Origin of the sequence: Aeromonas sp. FDAARGOS 1406, assembly GCF_019048565.1 — a bacterium.
Taxonomy (GTDB): Bacteria; Pseudomonadota; Gammaproteobacteria; order Enterobacterales; family Aeromonadaceae; genus Aeromonas; species Aeromonas caviae.
This window is the reverse complement of record NZ_CP077378.1, coordinates 2,934,103-2,953,138: the sequence shown is the minus strand read 5'-3', so window position 1 is coordinate 2,953,138 and position 19,036 is coordinate 2,934,103. Positions and strand designations below refer to the sequence as shown.

The 19,036-nt window shown below is 62.8% G+C and carries 14 protein-coding genes; 10 read left to right on the top strand and 4 right to left on the bottom strand.

Going from position 1 to position 19,036, the window contains the following annotated elements:
- The first annotated feature begins 55 nt into the window (after nucleotides 1-55).
- The 4 genes from I6L36_RS13875 (at nucleotide 56) to I6L36_RS13860 (ending at nucleotide 7,480) form a co-directional block, all read left to right on the top strand.
- The gene (locus tag I6L36_RS13875; RefSeq protein WP_234716541.1) at nucleotides 56-1,417 is read left to right on the top strand and encodes a GntP family permease; all 1,362 of its coding nucleotides are present in this window, start codon (nucleotides 56-58) and stop codon (nucleotides 1,415-1,417) included.
- A 152-nt stretch (nucleotides 1,418-1,569) separates the two neighbouring features.
- Nucleotides 1,570-2,919, top strand: coding sequence for a CDP-diacylglycerol--serine O-phosphatidyltransferase (gene pssA, locus I6L36_RS13870; protein WP_053288825.1), 1,350 nt, complete (start codon nucleotides 1,570-1,572; stop codon nucleotides 2,917-2,919).
- Nucleotides 2,920-3,095: 176 nt separating this feature from the next.
- Nucleotides 3,096-5,165 carry an ATP-dependent DNA helicase RecG gene (gene recG, locus I6L36_RS13865; protein WP_010672534.1) on the top strand — a complete coding sequence of 690 codons (2,070 nt, stop codon included), beginning with the start codon at nucleotides 3,096-3,098 and terminating at the stop codon, nucleotides 5,163-5,165.
- A gap of 254 nt (nucleotides 5,166-5,419) precedes the next feature.
- Nucleotides 5,420-7,480, top strand: a complete 2,061-nt coding sequence (locus I6L36_RS13860) for an AsmA-like C-terminal region-containing protein (protein ID WP_109112185.1) — start codon at nucleotides 5,420-5,422, stop codon at nucleotides 7,478-7,480.
- Nucleotides 7,481-7,526: 46 nt separating this feature from the next.
- Here the strand turns inward: I6L36_RS13860 and I6L36_RS13855 are convergent, their stop codons facing one another.
- Nucleotides 7,527-8,435 (bottom strand): bifunctional GNAT family N-acetyltransferase/hotdog fold thioesterase, encoded by a 909-nt coding sequence (locus I6L36_RS13855; protein WP_010672532.1) that lies wholly within the window; start codon nucleotides 8,433-8,435, stop codon nucleotides 7,527-7,529.
- 173 nt (nucleotides 8,436-8,608) lie between these two features.
- Between I6L36_RS13855 and I6L36_RS13850 the strand changes: the two genes are divergently transcribed.
- Complete coding sequence (locus tag I6L36_RS13850) at nucleotides 8,609-9,289, top strand: SAM-dependent methyltransferase (protein ID WP_109112187.1); 681 nt, start codon at nucleotides 8,609-8,611, stop codon at nucleotides 9,287-9,289.
- A gap of 65 nt (nucleotides 9,290-9,354) precedes the next feature.
- On the opposite strand, the gene dtd is transcribed toward I6L36_RS13850, so the two are convergent.
- From dtd to typA, 3 genes are all read right to left on the bottom strand, one after another.
- Entirely contained in the window at nucleotides 9,355-9,792 is a 438-nt protein-coding gene (gene dtd / locus I6L36_RS13845) for a D-aminoacyl-tRNA deacylase (protein WP_039039510.1), read from the bottom strand.
- 126 nt (nucleotides 9,793-9,918) lie between these two features.
- Nucleotides 9,919-10,791, bottom strand: a complete 873-nt coding sequence (locus I6L36_RS13840; protein ID WP_039039511.1) for a virulence factor BrkB family protein — start codon at nucleotides 10,789-10,791, stop codon at nucleotides 9,919-9,921.
- Nucleotides 10,792-10,968: 177 nt separating this feature from the next.
- Nucleotides 10,969-12,780, bottom strand: a complete 1,812-nt coding sequence (typA, locus tag I6L36_RS13835; protein WP_109112186.1) for a translational GTPase TypA — start codon at nucleotides 12,778-12,780, stop codon at nucleotides 10,969-10,971.
- A gap of 350 nt (nucleotides 12,781-13,130) precedes the next feature.
- On the opposite strand from typA, the gene glnA reads away from it, so the two are divergent.
- From glnA to add, 5 genes are all read left to right on the top strand, one after another.
- On the top strand, nucleotides 13,131-14,540 hold the full coding sequence (gene glnA, locus I6L36_RS13830) for a glutamate--ammonia ligase (RefSeq protein WP_010672526.1): 1,410 nt from the start codon (nucleotides 13,131-13,133) through the stop codon (nucleotides 14,538-14,540).
- A gap of 191 nt (nucleotides 14,541-14,731) precedes the next feature.
- A complete protein-coding gene (locus I6L36_RS13825) occupies nucleotides 14,732-15,301 on the top strand; it encodes a DUF4124 domain-containing protein (protein WP_010672525.1) in 570 nt (189 codons plus the stop codon).
- An 86-nt stretch (nucleotides 15,302-15,387) separates the two neighbouring features.
- Nucleotides 15,388-16,443 carry a nitrogen regulation protein NR(II) gene (gene glnL, locus I6L36_RS13820; RefSeq protein WP_103858173.1) on the top strand — a complete coding sequence of 352 codons (1,056 nt, stop codon included), beginning with the start codon at nucleotides 15,388-15,390 and terminating at the stop codon, nucleotides 16,441-16,443.
- Between the two features lie 9 nt (nucleotides 16,444-16,452).
- Nucleotides 16,453-17,871 carry a nitrogen regulation protein NR(I) gene (gene glnG / locus I6L36_RS13815; protein ID WP_010672523.1) on the top strand — a complete coding sequence of 473 codons (1,419 nt, stop codon included), beginning with the start codon at nucleotides 16,453-16,455 and terminating at the stop codon, nucleotides 17,869-17,871.
- 141 nt (nucleotides 17,872-18,012) lie between these two features.
- Complete coding sequence (gene add, locus I6L36_RS13810; protein WP_053288828.1) at nucleotides 18,013-19,014, top strand: adenosine deaminase; 1,002 nt, start codon at nucleotides 18,013-18,015, stop codon at nucleotides 19,012-19,014.
- The last annotated feature ends 22 nt before the right edge of the window (nucleotides 19,015-19,036 follow it).

The following is a 19,036-nucleotide window of genomic DNA, read 5'->3' as shown; positions in this document are numbered from 1 at the left end:
GAAATGTGCAGAACAACAACTAGAACCATTTGAGGACAATTTTATGGACGGAGCAATGAACACACCCGATGTCGCCTATCTGCTCTCGGTAGCGGGCGGAGCCATTGTCATGTTGCTGGTGCTGATCATGCGATTCAAGGTACATGCCTTCGTGGCATTGACCCTGGTCAGCATGCTGACGGCCCTGGCCACCGGGGTCACCTATGACCAGGTGATCCCCACCATGCTGACCGGTTTCGGCGGCACCCTGGCCTCGGTCGCGCTGCTGGTCGGCCTCGGCGCCATGATAGGCAGGATCCTGGAGATGACGGGGGGCGCCAAGGTACTGGCCGATACCCTGATCAACCGCTTCGGCTCCCACCGCGCCCCCTTCGCGCTGGGTGTGGCCTCCCTGCTGTTCGGCTTCCCGATCTTCTTCGACGCCGGCCTCATCGTCATGCTGCCCATCATCTTCAGCGTGGCGAAGCAGTTCGGCGGCTCCGTCCTCAAGTATGCCCTGCCCTCCGCCGGCGCCTTCGCGGTGATGCACGCCTTCCTCCCGCCCCACCCGGGCCCGGTGGCCGCCAGCGAGCTGCTGGGTGCCAACATCGGTCTGCTCACCATCGTGGGCCTGCTGGTCGCGCTGCCCACCTGGTATCTGGGTGCCTACCTGTTCGGGCTCTGGTCCGGCAAGAAGTTTGAGCTGCCCCTGCCCCCGAGCTTCACCGCCAGTGCCGAGCAGATCTCCGACAAGGCGCCGAGCTTCGGCCAGGTGATCTCCATCCTGCTGCTGCCGCTGGTGCTCATCTTCATGGATACCGGCCTCAACACCCTGGGCGTCATGGGCGTCATCGACAAGGGTGCGGACTGGGTCAACGTGCTGCGCATGGTCGGCAAGACCCCGGTCGCCCTGCTCATCACTGTGCTGTACGCCCTCTGGATGTTCCGCCAGAGCCAGGGCAAGGTGCAGCTCGAGAAGTTCTGCAACGACGCCCTGGCCCCGGTCTGCGCCGTCATCCTGGTCACCGGTGCCGGCGGCATGTTCGGCGGCGTATTGCGGGCGAGCGGCATCGGCACCGCGCTGGCCGACGTGCTCTCCGATACCGGCATGCCGGTGATCCTCGCGGCCTTCCTGGTGTCCGCCGCGCTGCGGGTTGCCCAGGGTTCCGCCACCGTGGCCCTGACCACCACCGCCGCCCTGATGGCGCCGACCGTGGCCGCCACCACCGGCCTGAGCGAGCTGGACCTGACCTTCATCGTCATCGCCATCGCCGGGGGCGCCACCGTGCTCTCCCACTTCAATGACTCCGGCTTCTGGCTGGTCAGCCGCTTCCTCAACATGGACGAGAAGACCACCCTCAAGACCTGGACCGTGATGGAGACCCTGCTCGGCACCATCGCCTTCCTCATCGTGGCCACGGCCAGCGCCATCCTCTGACGGAAACACATCGGGGCCGCATCCGTCGGCCCCGATGTGATATTGCACCGACTTTTTACGGATTCTTGCTTGGGCCCATCGCCACAGATTGCTAGAATTGCCTATTCTTCGCCCCGAGTGGAACGCTTCATCCCGTGATTTCAGGCTTCTCTATGCATTCATCGGCACATTATCGACAGTTGCTGACCCGCTTACCCCAGATCGCGGTTGCCGCGGATCAGTTCCAGATACTCAGCAGCGCCAAAGACTTCAAGAGCCGGATCCTGTCGCTCATCTCCCATGCGACCCAGCGCATCTATCTGATCGCGCTCTATCTGCAGGATGACGAGGCGGGACGGGAGATCCTCTCCGCCCTCTATGCCGCCAAGCAGCGCAATCCCTCTCTCGACATCAAGGTGTTCGTCGACTTCCACCGCGCCCAGCGCGGCCTGATCGGCAAGGGCAAGCAGGGGGGCAACCACCTGATGTACCAGGCCATGGCCGCCAGCCACCAACACCAGATCGAGATCTACGGCGTGCCGGTCAAGGGCCGCGAGCTACTCGGGGTGCTGCACCTCAAGGGCTTCATCTTCGACGACACCCTGCTCTACTCCGGCGCCAGCCTCAACGACATCTACCTGCACCAGCAGGAGCGCTACCGCTTCGATCGCTATCACCAGATCCACAGCCCGGCACTGACCCGCAGCATGGTCAACTACGTGGATGACGTCTTCCTCGGCAGCGAGGCCGTCCAGCGGCTGGATCGCACCGGCATCCCCGGCGCCAAGCAGCTCAAGGGACCGATCCGCCGCTTCAAGCAGCGTCTGCGCCTCTGCCAGTACCGCTTCGAGAGCATCCAGCCCAACGATCGGGAGATCGCCGTGACCCCCATGGTGGGCCTGGGCAAGCGGGGCAACCAGCTCAACCGGATGATCCGCAACCTGGTGCGGGCTACCGAGCGGGAGATCTTCATCTGCACCCCCTACTTCAACCCCCCCAAGGAGTTGAACAAGGACGTGGAAGGGCTGCTCAGACGCGGCTGCAAGGTGACCATCGTCGTGGGCGACAAGACCGCCAACGACTTCTTCATCCCGCCAGAGGAGAAGTTCTCCACCATAGGCGGCCTGCCCTATCTCTACGAGACCAATCTGCGCAAGTTTGCCGAACGCAACCAGCACCACATCGACAACGGCCGGCTCAACCTCATGCTCTGGTGTTGCGACAAGAACTCCTATCACCTCAAGGGGATCTTCGTGGACGAGGAGTGGGCCCTGCTCACCGGCAACAACCTCAATCCCCGAGCCTGGGCGCTGGATCTGGAGAACGGCCTGCTGGTACACGACCAGCACCATCACCTGCGCGAGCAGTTCAGTGCGGAGCGGGAGAACATCCTGGCCCACACCCGCCGCATCAGTCACTTCGACCAGATAGAGCAGATCAAGGATTACCCGGATCAGGTGCGCAAGCTGCTGGCCCGGATCCACAGGGTCAAGGCTCACCTCCTGCTCAAGCGCATCATCTGACCGCCAGGGCGCCCCGTCAGTGAAAAGGCCTGCCGTTTCCGGCAGGCCTTTTTCATGGATGACCCTCCCCCCGCTCCCTTGCCCACCAGCCCGGAACGGCACAACGCGGCTTGCATCGAGGCCGCAACAACCCCTATCATCTGGACATATTTACAGTGTTTTCGGGCATCTAATTGATGAAATTGGATAAAATCTCCCTCGACAGCCTCAAGGGTGTCGGCAGCAAGATGCTGGAGAAACTCGAGCGGCTGGGGCTGGCCACGGTACAGGACCTGCTGTTCCACCTCCCCCTGCGCTACGAGGACCGCACCCAGGTGTGGCCCATCGGCGATCTGCCGCCCGGCCTGCACGGTGCCGTCGAGGGCGAGATCCAGGACACCCAGCTGGTAATGGGGCGCCGCCGCATGCTGGTGTGCCGTATCAGCGACGGCACCGGCAGCCTGACCCTGCGCTTCTTCAATTTCACCGCTGCCCAGAAAAACAGCCTGGCCCAGGGCCGCCTTATCCGCTGCTTCGGCGAGACACGTCCCGGCAAGTACGGCCTGGAGATGGCCCACCCCGAGTACAAGCTGCTCGGCGAGGAGCAGGCCGGCCAGACCGAAGAGGCCCTCACCCCCGTCTACCCCACCACAGAGGGGCTGCGCCAGCTCACCCTGCGCAGCCTCACGGATCAGGCCCTGGCCCAGCTCGACCTCTACGGGGTCGAGGAGCTGCTGCCTGCCGGCCTCTATCCCCAGCAGATCGATCTTGCCGCCGCCCTGAAGCTGCTGCACCGCCCGCCTCCCTCGGTGGCGCTGGCCCTGCTCGAGAGCGGCCAGCACCCGGCACAGCAGCGGCTGGTACTGGAAGAGCTGCTGGCCCACAACCTCTCGGTCTTGAAGGTGCGCGCCCAGGCACAGACCCAGCTGGCCCGCGCCCTCAAACCCGCTCCCGAGCTGGTCCGGCAACTGCTCGGCGCCCTGCCGTTCACCCCCACCGGCGCCCAGAGCCGGGTGGTGGCGGAGATAGCCAGGGATCTGCAGCAGAGCCACCCCATGATGCGGCTGGTGCAGGGGGACGTGGGCTCAGGTAAAACGCTGGTCGCGGCGCTGGCCGCCCTGCAGGCCATCGGCAACGGCTGCCAGGTGGGGCTGATGGCCCCGACCGAGCTGCTGGCCGAACAGCACGCCATCAACTTCGCCAGGTGGCTGGAGCCGCTCGGCATCAAGGTGGGCTGGCTGGCGGGCAAGCAGAAGGGCAAGGCGCGGGAAGAGGCGCTGGCCGCCATCGCGGACGGCAGCGTCAAGATGGTGGTGGGCACCCACGCCATCTTCCAGGAGCAGGTGGTATTCCAGCGCCTCGCCCTGGTCATCATCGATGAACAGCACAGGTTCGGCGTGCATCAGCGCCTCGCCCTGCGAGAAAAAGGAGAGCGGGAAGGGGTGCATCCCCACCAGCTCATCATGACCGCCACCCCCATCCCCCGCACCCTGGCGATGACCGCCTATGCGGACCTCGACACCTCCATCATCGACGAGCTGCCGCCGGGCCGCACTCCCATCACCACAGTCGCCCTGCCGGACAGTCGCCGCCAGGATGTGATCGAGCGGGTGAGGCTCGCCTGCGAGGAGGGCAAGCAGGCCTACTGGGTCTGCACCCTGATCGAGGAGTCGGAGGTGCTGGAGTGCCAGGCCGCCGAAGACACCGCCGCCGAGCTGCAAACCCTGCTGCCCGGCCTGCACATCGGCCTGGTACACGGCCGGATGCGCCCCGTCGAGAAACAGCGGGTGATGGAGGAGTTCAAGGCGGGCATACTGCAACTGCTGGTCGCCACCACCGTCATCGAGGTGGGGGTGGATGTGCCCAATGCCAGCCTGATGATCATCGAAAACCCCGAGCGACTGGGGCTGGCCCAGTTGCACCAGCTCCGCGGCCGGGTCGGGCGGGGGTCGGTGGCCTCTCACTGCGTGCTGCTCTATCATGCCCCCTTGTCCAAGACCGCCCAGAGCCGCCTCGGGGTACTGCGGGAGACCAACGACGGCTTTCTCATCGCCCAGCGGGATCTGGAGCTGCGTGGCCCAGGCGAGCTGCTCGGTACCCGCCAGACCGGCCTGGCCGATCTCAAGATCGCCGATCTGGTGCGCGACCAGCCGCTCATCCCTCAGGTGCAGAAGATGGCGCGCTTCCTGATGGACAAACACCCGGCTCATGTCGAGCCCCTGATCCGCCGCTGGCTGGGCCTGCGAGACCACTACTCCAATGCTTGACCAAGGCAGATGCAGAAGAGGGTCACCTTGCCTGATGGACAAACACCCGGCTCATGTCGAGCCCCTGATCCGCCGCTGGCTGGGCCTGCGGGACCACTACTCCAATGCTTGACCAAGGCAGATGCAGAAGAGGGTCACCTTGCCTGATGGATAAACACCCGAGCCATGTCGAACCCTTGATACGATGCTGGCTCGGTCTACGGGATCACTACTCGAATGCCTGACCAAGCAACAGAAACAGGAGGAAAGCACTGATGAATTCCTGGCTCCGCGGCCTGCTCTACACCTTTGCCTTCCTGCTGCTCTTTGTCTGGGTCGGTCTCGGCCTGTTCGATGCCGAGCGCGCCAAAGGCCCCATCGCCAACTGGCTCAGCCAGCAGACCGGGGTGCCCGTCACCATAGGCCGGCTGGTGTTCAATCCGCTGCACCCCTACACCCTGCTGGCGGAACAGGTGCGCTATGGGGATGCGGTACAGCTGGAAAAACTCTATCTGGAGATCGAGCACATCGACTGGTTGAACCGGGATGTGCGCATCGCCCACCTGGACCTCATCCGTCCCGTCATCAAGCTGCCGCTCCCCAACCAGTTGCCAAGCCTGCCGGTTCACTCCCTCACCATCAGCGACAGCACCATCGACAACCTGAACCTGCAGAGCGAGGCCCTGACCCTGCGCAGCCTCAGTGCATCCCTGAGTGACTGGGAACTGATCGACCCGAGACGCCAGCCCCAGGCCAACCTCACCCTGGGCATCAACCAGCTGGAGACCCCCATGTTCACCCTGGCCCGTCTCAGCCTCAAGGGGCGGCTGGAGGGGCAGGTGCTCAGCACCGACAGACTGACCACCAACCTGTTCGACGGCCTGCTCGAGACCGGCATGGTGATGAACTGGCCAGAGCGCAGCCTGCAACTGCACGATCTCAAGGCCCGCGCCATGCGACTCGAGCTTGGTGACATCCCCCCTGGCGAGTTCCCCCTGCGCCGCATCACCCTGGACAGGGGTCAGCTTGCCCAGGTGAGCATCAATGCCATCGATCAGGAGCTCTCCCTCAACAACTTCAACGGCCAGCTCACCGCCTTCGACTGGCAGGCGGGCAGCCAGCCCAGCGGCTATCTGGCGGGCACCCTAGGCGACATGGGCCGCGGCTTGTTCCAGCTTGAGGCCGTCGAGGGCAAGCTCGCCTTCTCCTCCCGGCAGCTGGATGCCGAGCTGCGGGGCAAAGCATACGAAGGGGAGTTCAACGTCGAGCTGGCCCTCGACACCCAGCAGCAGAAGCTCACCCTGAAGGATCTGGCCCTGAGCGGCATGGACATCAGTTTGCCCCAGGGGTGGTGGCAGGATTGGCAGGGCTGGCGCCCGCAACAGATCGACATCCGCAAACTGGCCTTCGACAAGCTCAAGGTGCTCTCTTTCGACGACACCCTGCCCCTCTCCCTGACCGGCTGGCAACTCTACCTGAACGATCTCGCCCTGCGGGGCAACCAGCCAGGCCCCCTGCTGGGGCGCGCCCGCATCGAGAGCAAGTGGTTCGAGCTGGTGTGGGACGGTCTCAGTGCTCGCAACGGCACCCTGGATGGCGAGCTGACCCCCAGCTCCTGGCAGCTCAACACCTTCACCACCTCCCTGCCCGACGAGGGCTCCCTCAACCTGAGCGGCCAGTGGGGCAGGACGCCCGGGCAGGAGAGCCGCCTGCAGTTGCAGGGCAAGCAGCTGGATCTGGAGCAGTGGGGCAAGTTGCTGCACTCCCCCGTCTCCTTCGCGGGCAAGGTGGATCTGGCGGCAGATCTGCAGGCCGACCTCAACGGGCAGCCCGGCGAGCAGACGGCCAACTGGCGCCGGACCCTTCAGGGCAGCCTGAGCCTGGAGAGCAAGGATCCCTTCTGGGACAAGGTCGGCATCGACCCCTTGCTGGATGACTGGTTCAGGGAGCAGACCCCCCCCGATCTGACACCGCAGATGCTGTGGCAGGCGATGCAACGCGGAGACACCCCCTTCTATCAGATCAGGCTGGATGCCAGGGCGGAGCAGGGCAAGGTGCGGATCGAGCAAGGTGGTGCCTCCACCATCACCCACCTGCTGGCACTGCAAGGGGGTGTCGACCTGGCCGCAGACCAGTGGCAGCTCGACCTCGGGGTCCTGAACAAGGGGCGCTGCGCCGAGCTGCTCGCCCGCTGGCGCGGCCCCCTCAATGCGCCCGACCTGGGCTGGAGTTTCCCCACGGGACAGGACGCCTGTGGCTGGGAGGCGGGTGTGCGCTACCCCGCCCAGGGACGAAGCGGCCCGCTCTGGCGCCCACGGCCACCGGCCGCCCAATAACGAACAAGGCCTCGCGAAGAGGCCTTGTTGCTGTGAACATCAGGGATCAGCGTGCGCCGCGCTTGATGGGCAGTACCACGTACTGACCGACAAACTCCACCGCCAGCTTGCGGCCGCTGAACAGCTGCACCCGCAGGCTGAATTTGGCGGACTCTCCGCCCCTCAGCGGCTCGAGCACGGCGGGCATGCCCTCCCGGGCCACCCGCGCCTCCGGTTCTTCGCTCACCGGCCGGTAATACTTGATGTTGCCCTCGGCCAGCACGGTATCCCCTCCCAGCCCTGCCTCCTTGAGCTGCAACCAGATGAGACCCCAGCCCGCCAGCACGCACTGGCTGTAGATGCTGCCGGCGAACATGGTGTCGTGGACGTTGAGATTGGCCGCCAGGTTGGCCTTGAGGTGGAAGGTCTGGCCATCGTAGTGGGTGATGTGCACCCCCATCTTCTCGCTGATGGGAATGCCCCGCGACCAGCGGGTGGTGAGATCCTGGCACCACTCCGGACGGTACTGGATGGTCTGCATGGGACTCAGGGACTTGATCATCTGGCGGTGAGGGATGCGGCCGAAGGAGACGGGGCCTTCCCCTACCTCGAGGAAGCCGCAGCGGCGATAGAACTCCACCGCCTCCTGGCGGGCGTTCATCACCAGCCGTTTTACCTTCTCGTCGCGGGCAAGCTGCTCGAGATCTTCCACCATGCGGGCGCCCAGCCCCTGGCCGCGAAATTCGGGTCGCAGCGCCATAAAGCGGATTTGGGCTTCATCGCCGCCCACAAAGAGGCGACCCACGGCGATGGGCGTTCCGTCGGGTGAGAGCATCAGCCGGTGAATGGCGACGGTATCGTACTCGTCACGCTCGGAGCCAAGGGGCAGATTGAAGGGTTTGCGCAGTAGTTCCCAGCGCAACTGATAGTAAGCATCCAGCTCCGCTGGTGTTTCTGGGGTGACTACCCGGTACATAAAGCGATCCTTGAGTGTGCGCCGACTGGCAGATGGAAGGACTGACGCAACCATTTCTCCCGGCGCAGCCTGTAGTAGGTATCCAGCTCGGCTGCCGTTTGGGGGGTGACCACCCGGTACATAACAACATCCTTGAGTTACACTGGTCGAAAGCCATCTTGCCGTGCAAATTCATGGACTTCAATCTGCAAGCGTACCAAGCCGATCACTTATTGCACCTCAGCGCCAAACCCGAACGCCGCGTTTCGGTGCTTGAAAATGCCCGTCATCGCTGGCTGGAAATGGACGGCGTGGTGCAATCCGCCATGAGCCTCCACCAACCGGCCCGCCTCTGTCTGCCTCATCAACGGAGCATCGCGGAGCAGTTGCCAAAGCAGGCAAGCCGGATCCTGGAGCTGGGGCTGGGCGGAGGGGATCTCACCCGTCACCTGGCGGCACGCTGGCCCGATGCCCACCACGACTGCGTGGATCTGGATGCCGAGATCCTCACCCTGTTCCAGCAGTTCTTCCTCCCCTCGTCAGGGGGCTCACCTCGGCTGCATCACGCCGATGCGCTGCACTTCCTGCACCAGTGCCAGGAGATCTACGATCTGGTGCTGCTGGATTTGTTCAGCCAGGACGGCAACCCCCTGCTGCTGTTCCAGGCTCCGCTCTATCAGGCACTGGCCAGCCGCCTGAGCGGCACCCTCATCATCAATCTGCTGCCCCGCACCCGGCTCGAACAGGCACAGGCTCTGCGACTGGCAGAGGAGTGGATAGGCCCGACCCACGTCCACGACGTGCCCGGCTACCGCAACGTCATCCTGCACGCGACCCGTCAGCTTAGCCTGGGCGGGCGAGCACCGGCAGGGTGAAGAACCTGCGAAGTGTGCAGGCATCGCGTCCTGCCCTCCGGTGAGGCCTGCCCTGCCTGCCACCCTTATACCTGCAGCCAGAAGGTGACGGGGCCGTCGTTGAGCAGCCTGACCTTCATGTCGGCGGCGAAGCGGCCGGTTTCGGTCGGCACGCCGCTCTCCCTGGCGCGGGCTACGAAGTACTCATAGAGTCGCTCGGCATCTGCGGGATGGGCGCCACCGGAGAAGCTGGGTCTCATCCCCTTGCCGGTATCCGCCGCCAGGGTGAACTGGGAGACCACCAGCAGGCTGCCACCCACCTGGCTCACGTTGAGGTTCATCTTGCCGTTCTCGTCCGAGAAGATGCGATAGCCGCTCACCTTGTGCAGCAGCTTGTCCGCCTTGGCCTCGTCATCCCCCTGCTCCACCCCGAGCAGCACCAGCAACCCCTGGCCGATGGCCCCAGTCACCTCTCCCTCTACCGTTACGCTGGCCTCGCTGACCCGCTGAATCAGTGCAATCACATCCCTCTCCTCTCAAAACAGCACGACCGCCCATCCTGCGGGATGAGCGGTCGTCGATGCTACCAATAAATGCCCTGCCCGGACCAACGTCTTTGTGCCGGGATCCGGTGTGATGGCCGGCCGGCGTCAGGCCAGTTCCTCTGCACCGGGCTTCTCGTACTCCCCGAGGCAGGCGGTGGTCTCGGCCCCCAGCAACACCACCAGCCAGCTCAGATACACCCAGACGAACAGGATGGGAATGGTCGCCAGGGCGCCATAGATGGCCTGGTAGGAGGGGAAGTTGGTGATGTAGATGGCAAAGCCACGCTTGGCCAGCTCGAACAGGGTGGCCGCCACCAGGGCTCCGATGAAGGCGTGGGTCAGCCGCACGCGGCAGTTGGGCACCACGGTATAGATCAGCAGGAAGGTGAGCACGGAGAAGAGGAACGGCAGGCTGCGCAGCAGCAGATAGCCGATACCGAACAGGCTGTCAGCCGCGAACAACCTGAGCGAGAGAATGTAGGAGGAGATGGCGATGCTGGCACCGATGAGCACGGGGCCTAGGGTCAGGATCATCCAATACATGGCGAATGCCTGGGCCAAGGGCCGGCTTCGGGTGGACCGCCAGATGTAGTTGAGATTCTTGTCGATGGCCGAGATGAGCATCAGGGCCACCACGATCAGGGCACCGATACCGACGGCCGTGGTGTTGGTGGCGTTGGCCACGAAGCCGTCGATGTACTCCTTGAGCATCTCCCCTGCGGTGGGGACGAAGTTGTGATAGACAAACTGCTCCATCGCCTGCTTCAGGCTCTGGAACACCGGAAAGGCCGACATCATGCCGAACACCACGGCGATCATGGGCACCAGGGAGAGCAGGGTGACATAGGCCAGGTAACCGGCGGTCACCGTCAATCTGTCCTGCTGGAAGCGGCCCCAGACAAACTGGGCGAAGTGGGCACCATCGTGGCGCAAGAAGGAGAGTGCATGGGCCAGACGGCCGCGGATCTGCTGCTGCATCTTGTTTCTCGTAAGCGTGATCATGCAGACATTGTGTCAGATAGGGTGGTCATTTGGCCACCCGCAGACCGGCCGGATGCGCCTCCATCGAACTAAGGCCCCATGCACCCTCATGTCGAGCCCATAAAAAAAGAGGCCATAAGGCCTCTCTTTGGTCTGTCGATGAACAGCTCTCGATCAAGCACGACCGGCGCGCTTGCGATCCATCTCGGTCAGCAGTTTCTTGCGGATACGGATGGCTTTCGGGGTGATCTCGACCAGCTCGTCGTTGTCGATGAACTCGAGAGCCTGCTCCAGGGTCATGCGGATCGGCGGAGTCAGCACCTGGGCTTCATCGGTACCGGAGGCACGCATGTTGGTCAGCTGCTTGCCTTTCAGGCAGTTGACGGTCAGGTCGTTGGAGCGGGAGTGGATCCCGATCACCTGGCCTTCGTACACCTCGGTCGCGTGACCGATGAACAGACGACCACGGTCTTGCAGACCGAACAGGGCGAAGGTCAGAGCCTTGCCGGTGGCGTTGGAGATCAGCACGCCGTTCTGACGCTCACCGATGCTGCCACCCTTGTGCGGACCGTAGTGGTCGAAGGTGTGATACAGCAGACCGGTACCAGAGGTCATGGTCAGGAACTCGGTCTGGAAGCCGATCAGGCCACGGCTCGGGATGATGAAGTCCAGACGGACGCGACCCTTGCCATCCGGGGTCATGTTGGTCATCTCGCCTTTACGCAGGCCGAGCTGCTCCATCACGGAACCCTGATGCGCTTCTTCCACGTCCACAGTAACGGTTTCGAACGGTTCTTGCAGTTCGCCATCCACGGTACGCAGGATAACTTCCGGACGGGATACCGCCAGTTCGTAACCTTCGCGACGCATGTTTTCGATCAGGATGGAGAGGTGCAGCTCACCACGGCCGGAGACGCGGAACTTGTCCGGATCTTCGGTCTCTTCCACGCGCAGGGCCACGTTGTGGACCAGCTCCTGGTTCAGACGCTCCAGAATGTTGCGGGAGGTGACGAACTTGCCTTCTTTACCGGCGAACGGCGAGGTGTTGACCTGGAAGGTCATGTTCACGGTCGGCTCGTCCACGGAGAGCGGCGGCAGGGCTTCGACGGCACTGTTGTCACAGATGGTGTCGGAGATCTTCAGCTCGCCCAGACCGGTGATGGCGATGATGTCGCCCGCTTGCGCGTCGGTCACTTCGGTACGGGACAGGCCCAGGTAGCCCAGCACCTGACCGACCTTGCCGGTACGCGGTTTGCCGTTGGCACCGACGATGGTGACCTGCTGGTTGGTCTTGACGCGACCACGAGTGATGCGGCCGATACCGATGACGCCCACGTAGGAGTTGTAGTCCAGCTGGGAGATCTGCATCTGGAAGGCACCGTTAACGTCGCCCTTCGGGGCTTCCACGTTGTCGACGATGGCCTGGAACAGGGGTTCCATGTTCTCGGACGGGACGTCCTGATCCAGGGTGGCCCAACCGTTCAGTGCAGAGGCGTAAACAACCTTGAAGTCCAGTTGCTCATCGGTGGCACCCAGGTTGTCGAACAGATCGAAGACCTGATCCATTACCCAGTCAGGACGAGCACCCGGACGGTCGATCTTGTTGATGACCACGATGGGCTTCAGACCCTGGGCGAACGCCTTCTGGGTCACGAAACGGGTCTGCGGCATCGGGCCGTCAACGGCGTCGACCAGCAGCAGCACGGAGTCAACCATGGAGAGTACGCGCTCAACTTCACCACCGAAGTCGGCGTGACCCGGGGTATCCACGATGTTGATGCGGTAGTCGTTCCAGCGGATCGCAGTGTTCTTGGCGAGAATGGTGATGCCACGTTCCCGTTCCAGATCATTGGAGTCCATGATCCGTTCCTGACCTTCGCTGGTGCGATCCAGAGTGCCGGATTGCTGCAGCAGCTTATCAACCAGAGTCGTTTTGCCGTGGTCAACGTGCGCAATAATCGCAATATTGCGTAAATTCTCTAACATTCTCGCCTCAAATCACCGGGTAAAATTGGGCGCTAATTGTACTCTCGCCTTTGTGATCTGCCTAGCAGAATTGCAACACATTCACGCACAACAAAGGATCAGGATCATGGACCCCGCAGCAAAAGGCTGCTTAGATGGCCTGGATACGCTGGCGCACCATCTCGGCGCACCAAAACGATCCAAGGTTGCACCACTTTAATGCAGCAACCGGCATGAGAACGGGTTTCTCGACAGCCTGAAACGGTGCAAGTGCCCTGAAATCAAGCTGTCACAAACTTGGCACGATACTGGCTTATGTGAATGTGACGACGCATTCACCCAAAGAGTTTTAACACCGGAGGTTACTTAGCATGTCAGCCCAGAACGTTTTGGCCCTGATCCAGGAACACGAAGTCAAGTTTGTTGATCTGCGTTTTACCGACACCAAGGGTAAAGAGCAGCACGTATCCATCCCTTCCCACCAGGTTGACGAAGACTTCTTCGAAGACGGCAAGATGTTCGATGGTTCCTCCATCGGCGGCTGGAAGGGCATCAACGAGTCTGACATGGTGCTGATGCCGGACCCGGCTTCCGCCAAACTGGACCCGTTCACCGAAGAGACCACTCTGAACATCGTCTGTGACGTGCTGGAACCCGCCACCATGCAAGGCTATGACCGCGATCCGCGCTCCATCGCCAAGCGTGCCGAAGATTTCCTGAAGTCCAGCGGCATCGCTGACACCGTGCTGTTCGGGCCGGAGCCGGAATTCTTCATGTTCGACAACATCACCTTCTCCAACACCATGGGCCACAGCTTCGTGAAGATCGAATCCGAAGAAGCTGCCTGGAACTCAGGTACCGACTATGAGCACGGCAACAAGGGTCACCGTCCGTTCGTCAAGGGTGGTTACTTCCCGGTTGCCCCGGTTGACTCCTCCCAGGACATCCGTGCCGCCATGTGCCTGGTGCTGGAAGAGATGGGCCAGGTCGTCGAAGCTCACCACCACGAAGTGGCGACCGCTGGTCAGAACGAGATCGCAACCCGCTTCAACACCCTCACTCTGAAGGCTGACGAAGTACAGGTCCTGAAGTACGTGATCCACAACGTGGCCCACGCCTACAACAAGACCGTCACCTTCATGCCGAAACCCATGTTCGGTGACAACGGCTCCGGCATGCACTGCCACCAGTCCCTGGCCAAAGACGGCGTCAACCTGTTCGCAGGCGACCTGTACGGCGGTCTGTCCGAGATGGCGCTGCACTACATCGGCGGCATCATCAAGCACGCCAAGGCCATCAACGCCTTCGCCAACCCGACCACCAACTCCTACAAGCGTCTGGTGCCGGGCTATGAAGCACCGGTCATGCTGGCCTACTCCGCCCGCAACCGCTCTGCCTCCATCCGTATCCCGGTCGTGCCGAGCCCGAAAGCCCGCCGCATCGAAGTACGCTTCCCGGATCCGGCTGCCAACCCGTACCTGGCCTTCGCTGCCCAGCTGATGGCCGGTCTGGACGGTATCATCAACAAGATCCATCCGGGCGATGCCATGGACAAGAACCTGTACGATCTGCCGCCGGAAGAAGCCGCTGAAGTGCCGACCGTTGCCGGTTCCCTGGACGAAGCGCTGTCCGCACTGGATGCAGACCGTGAGTTCCTGACCCGTGGTGGCGTGTTCAGCGATGACTTCATCAACTCCTACCTGGAACTGAAACAGCAGGATGTTGACCGCGTGCGCATGACTCCGCACCCGCTGGAGTTCGAGCTGTACTACTCCGTCTAATCCGCTTTCCCATGATAAACCCGCCATCTGGCGGGTTTTTTTCATTCTGGCAACGGAAATACCGCCAAACGGGCACGATCATGCAGAAAGATGATCCCGTTCACGGAGCCGTACCACCCTCGGCTGCTCACGCCCCGACCCCGTGGTTTTTCTCTGATAGGATTAAGGTGAACCCCGTCAAGGAGAGATGGATGAACACTGTACCCTGGCTGCTGAGCCTCCTGCTGATGGCCTCCTGTTCCGCACAGGCCGCCCGCGTCTACTCCTGGGTCGATCCCCAGGGGGTGACCCACTACACCGATGCCCCCCCTCCCGGCAAGAGCGCAAAAGAGGTGGACCTGCGGGTCTCGCCGCTCATCGGCACAGCCCCCCACTCGGTCCAGGTGGACAACTTCAACAGCCTGACCGGTGTCGATGCCAGGAAAGCCCTGGAGGCCGCCCCTCTGGAGATCGACCTCATCTCTCCGGAACCGGGCAGCACATTGCGTGACAATACCGGCAACATCGTCTTCCAGGGCGAGATCTCTCCCCAGGTCCCGGTGCAATACGATGTGCGCCTGATCCTGAACGGCAAGGCGGTGCCCCTGGTTCACAACAGCCTGGCCATACGGGTGGAAAACCTCGATAGGGGCGCCTACGAGGCACGGCTCGAGTTGCTCGCCAAAGACGGTACGATCCTTGCTAAATCTAAGCCAACCACCTTTTACCTGCACAGGGCGTCGGTGAATCAGGCTCCCAGAGCCGCCCCCAAGGCCAATTAGGGGTGATGTGACGCACCGATGCGGGTAAACTTGATGCACTATATTGGTGCATTCTAGGTGTACAGCACCGTTTTAGGGAGAAACCTGTGCCAACCCGCTCGGACAACGCCAAGACACTCTTGGACAACCTGCTGACCGCCGTCATTCTCATGGATGAGCGTCTCTGCATTCAATTCGTCAACCCGGCGGCAGAGCAGCTGCTTTCCCTCAGCGAACGACGACTGATCGGCATCGAACTGCCCCACCTGCTGGAACACATCTCTCTCGATCTGCAGCGTTTCAAACAGTGCCTCATTTCGGGGCAGGGCTTCACCGACAGCGAAGTCACCCTGGTGGTGGAGGGGGAGCCCAGGCTGGTGGAGATCAGCGTCAGCCCCATGGCCGATCATGAACAGCGACTGATGGTGGTAGAGCTGCGCAAGATCGATCAGCAGAAGAAGATCAGCCAGGAGCTGCAGCAACACGCCCAGCAGCAGGCCGCCAAGGAGCTGGTGCGCGGCCTGGCGCACGAGATCAAGAACCCCCTGGGGGGATTGCGCGGCGCGGCCCAACTGCTGCAAAAAGAGTTGCCCGACCCGGCCTTGCGTGAATACACCGGCATCATCATCGAGCAGGCCGATCGCCTGCGGGTGCTGGTCGACAGGTTGCTCGGTCCCCAGCGTCCCGGCCGTCACCAGATGCACAACGTTCACTCCGTGCTGGAACAGGTGCGCCGTCTGGTGGACCTGGAGCTGCCGCCGCAGATCCGCATCGAGCGTGACTACGACCCCAGCATCCCCGAATTCGAGATGGAATCGGACCAGCTGCAACAGGCGTTCCTGAACATAGTGCGCAACGCCGCCGAGGCCCTTGGGGATCAGGACGGCCTCATCCGCATCAAGACGCGCACCGCCTTCCAGATCACCATCCATGGCCAGCGCTATCGCCTGGCGGCCGAAATCAAGATCATCGACAACGGCCCCGGCATTCCCGACGCCATTCGCGACACCCTCTTCTATCCCATGATCACCGGCAAGGACGGGGGAACGGGCCTGGGCCTCTCCATCGCCCAGAACCTGATCGATCAGCACAAGGGGCGCATCGACTGCATCAGCTGGCCGGGCCACACCGAATTCACCATTTATTTACCACTTCGCAAGTAAGGGAACCTCATGACAGCAAAAGTGTGGATCGTCGATGACGACAGCTCCATCCGGTGGGTTCTGGAGCGCACCCTTGGCAGCGAAGGCTTCGAATGCGAAAGTTTCGCCGACGGCGAAGCCCTGCTGAGTTCACTGGAGATGCGCTCACCGGACGTGATCCTCTCGGATATTCGCATGCCGGGCATCGACGGCCTGAGCCTGCTGGAGCAGATCCATCGCCGCCAAGCCGATCTGCCCATCATCATCATGACGGCCCACTCGGACCTCGACTCCGCAGTCAACGCCTACCAGCGAGGTGCCTTCGAATACCTGCCCAAGCCGTTCGACATCGACGAAGCGGTCACCCTGGTACGCCGGGCCGAGAACCACCTCAAGGAGCAGCGGACCAAGCGCAAGGCTCGCCAGCAGGAAGCCACCACCACCCCGGAGATCATCGGCGAAGCCCCTGCCATGCAGGAGGTGTTCCGCGCCATCGGCCGGCTGTCGCGCTCCAGCATCTCGGTGCTCATCAACGGTCAAAGCGGTACCGGCAAGGAGCTGGTTGCCCATGCCCTGCACAAGCACAGCCCCCGGGCCCACAAGAACTTCATCGCCCTCAACATGGCGGCCATCCCGAAAGATCTCATCGAATCCGAGCTGTTCGGTCATGAGAAGGGAGCCTTCACCGGCGCCAACAACATTCGTCACGGCCGCTTCGAACAGGCCGATGGTGGCACCCTGTTTCTCGACGAAATAGGCGACATGCCGCTGGACGTGCAGACCCGGTTGCTGCGGGTTCTGGCGGACGGGCAGTTCTACCGGGTTGGTGGCCACCAACCGGTGCAGGTGGATGTGCGGATCATTGCCGCCACCCACCAGAATCTGGAGAAGCGGGTCGCCGACGGCGAGTTTCGGGAAGACCTGTTCCACCGCCTCAACGTCATCCGCATCCATATTCCGGCCCTCAAGGAGCGCCGGGAGGACATCCCCCAGCTGGCCCAGCACTTCCTGCTGCGAGCCGCCAAGGAGCTGAACGTGGAGGCCAAGAGCCTGCACCCGGATACCCAGACCTACATCAGCCGCCTGCCCTGGCCGGGCAACGTGCGCCAGCTGGAGAACGTCTGCCGCTGGCTGACGGTGATGGCCTCGGGCCAGGAGGTGCTGGTAGGCGATCTGCCCACCGAGCTGCTGACTCCCATCACCAGCACCGCCGAGCCGGGCCAGCCCGCCCTGACCGGTGGCTGGCAGCAGCAGTTGCAGGACTGGGTGGCCGCCAAGCTGGCCCTGGGGGAGACCGATATCCTGGCGGATGCCATGCCCCAGTTCGAACGGATCATGCTGGAGACGGCACTGGATCACACCCACGGTCACAAGCAGGAGGCTGCCCGCCTGCTCGGCTGGGGCCGCAATACCCTGACCCGCAAGCTCAAGGAGCTCGACATTCCCTGAGCCTGCGGGAAAAACGATTCCCATCACGCCTTGAGGGAAAGCCTGACCAATCACACCCCGTTTGCTTGCAAACGGGGTATCTTTTTCAGGCGCCCCGCCTAGAATGGCAGGCTTTCCAACCCGACTCGCAGAAGGTGCCCCATGATTGACAGATCCCTCCCCCTGACCGACCTGCATCGCCATCTGGATGGCAACATCCGCCCGCAGACCATTCTCGAGCTGGGACGTCAGCACAACATCCGACTGCCGGCCGATGAGCTGGAAGCCCTGCGCCCGCACGTGCAGATCGTCGAGAACGAGCCGAGTCTGGTGGCCTTCCTGAAGAAACTGGACTGGGGCGTGGCCGTGCTGGCCGACTACGATGCCTGCCGCCGGGTCGCCTACGAAAACGTGGAAGATCTGCTGCGTGCCGGGATCGACTATGCCGAGCTGCGCTTCAGCCCGGCCTACATGGCGATGACCCACAAACTGCACCCGCAGGGTGTGGTCGAAGCCATCATCGACGGCGTGGCTGCAGGCAGCCGTGACTTCGGCATCAAGACCAACCTCATCGGCATCATGAGCCGTACCTTCGGGACCGAGCAGTGCAAGCAGGAGCTGGATGCCTGTCTGGCTCATCGCGATCGCCTGGTCGCCATCGATCTGGCCGGCGACGAACTGGGCTTCCCGGGCGATCTCTTCACCGACCACTTCCGCCGGGTGCGGGATGCAGGTATGCGAGTCACCGTGCACGCCGGTGAAGCCGCCGGCCCCGAGAGCATGTGGCAGGCCATTCGCGAGCTGGGAGCCGAGCGCATCGGCCACGGTGTCAAGGCCATCCAGGATCCGGCCCTGATGGCCTATCTGGCCGAACACCGCATCGGCATCGAGTCCTGCCTCACCTCCAACCTCCAGACCACCACGGTGGCGAGTCTGGCCGATCACCCGATCCGCCAGTTCCTGGCAGCCGGCGTGCTGGCCTGCCTCAATACCGACGATCCGGCGGTGGAGGGGATCGACCTGCCCCATGAATACGAGGTGGCGGCCCCGGCTGCAGGCATGACGGTGAGCGACATCCGCACCGCCCAGCAGAACGGCCTGACCCTGGCCTTCCTGAGCGAAGCCGAGAAGGCCGAGCTGAGTGCCCGCGCGGCTCAACGCTGAGCAGGGGTAAAACCCAATAAAA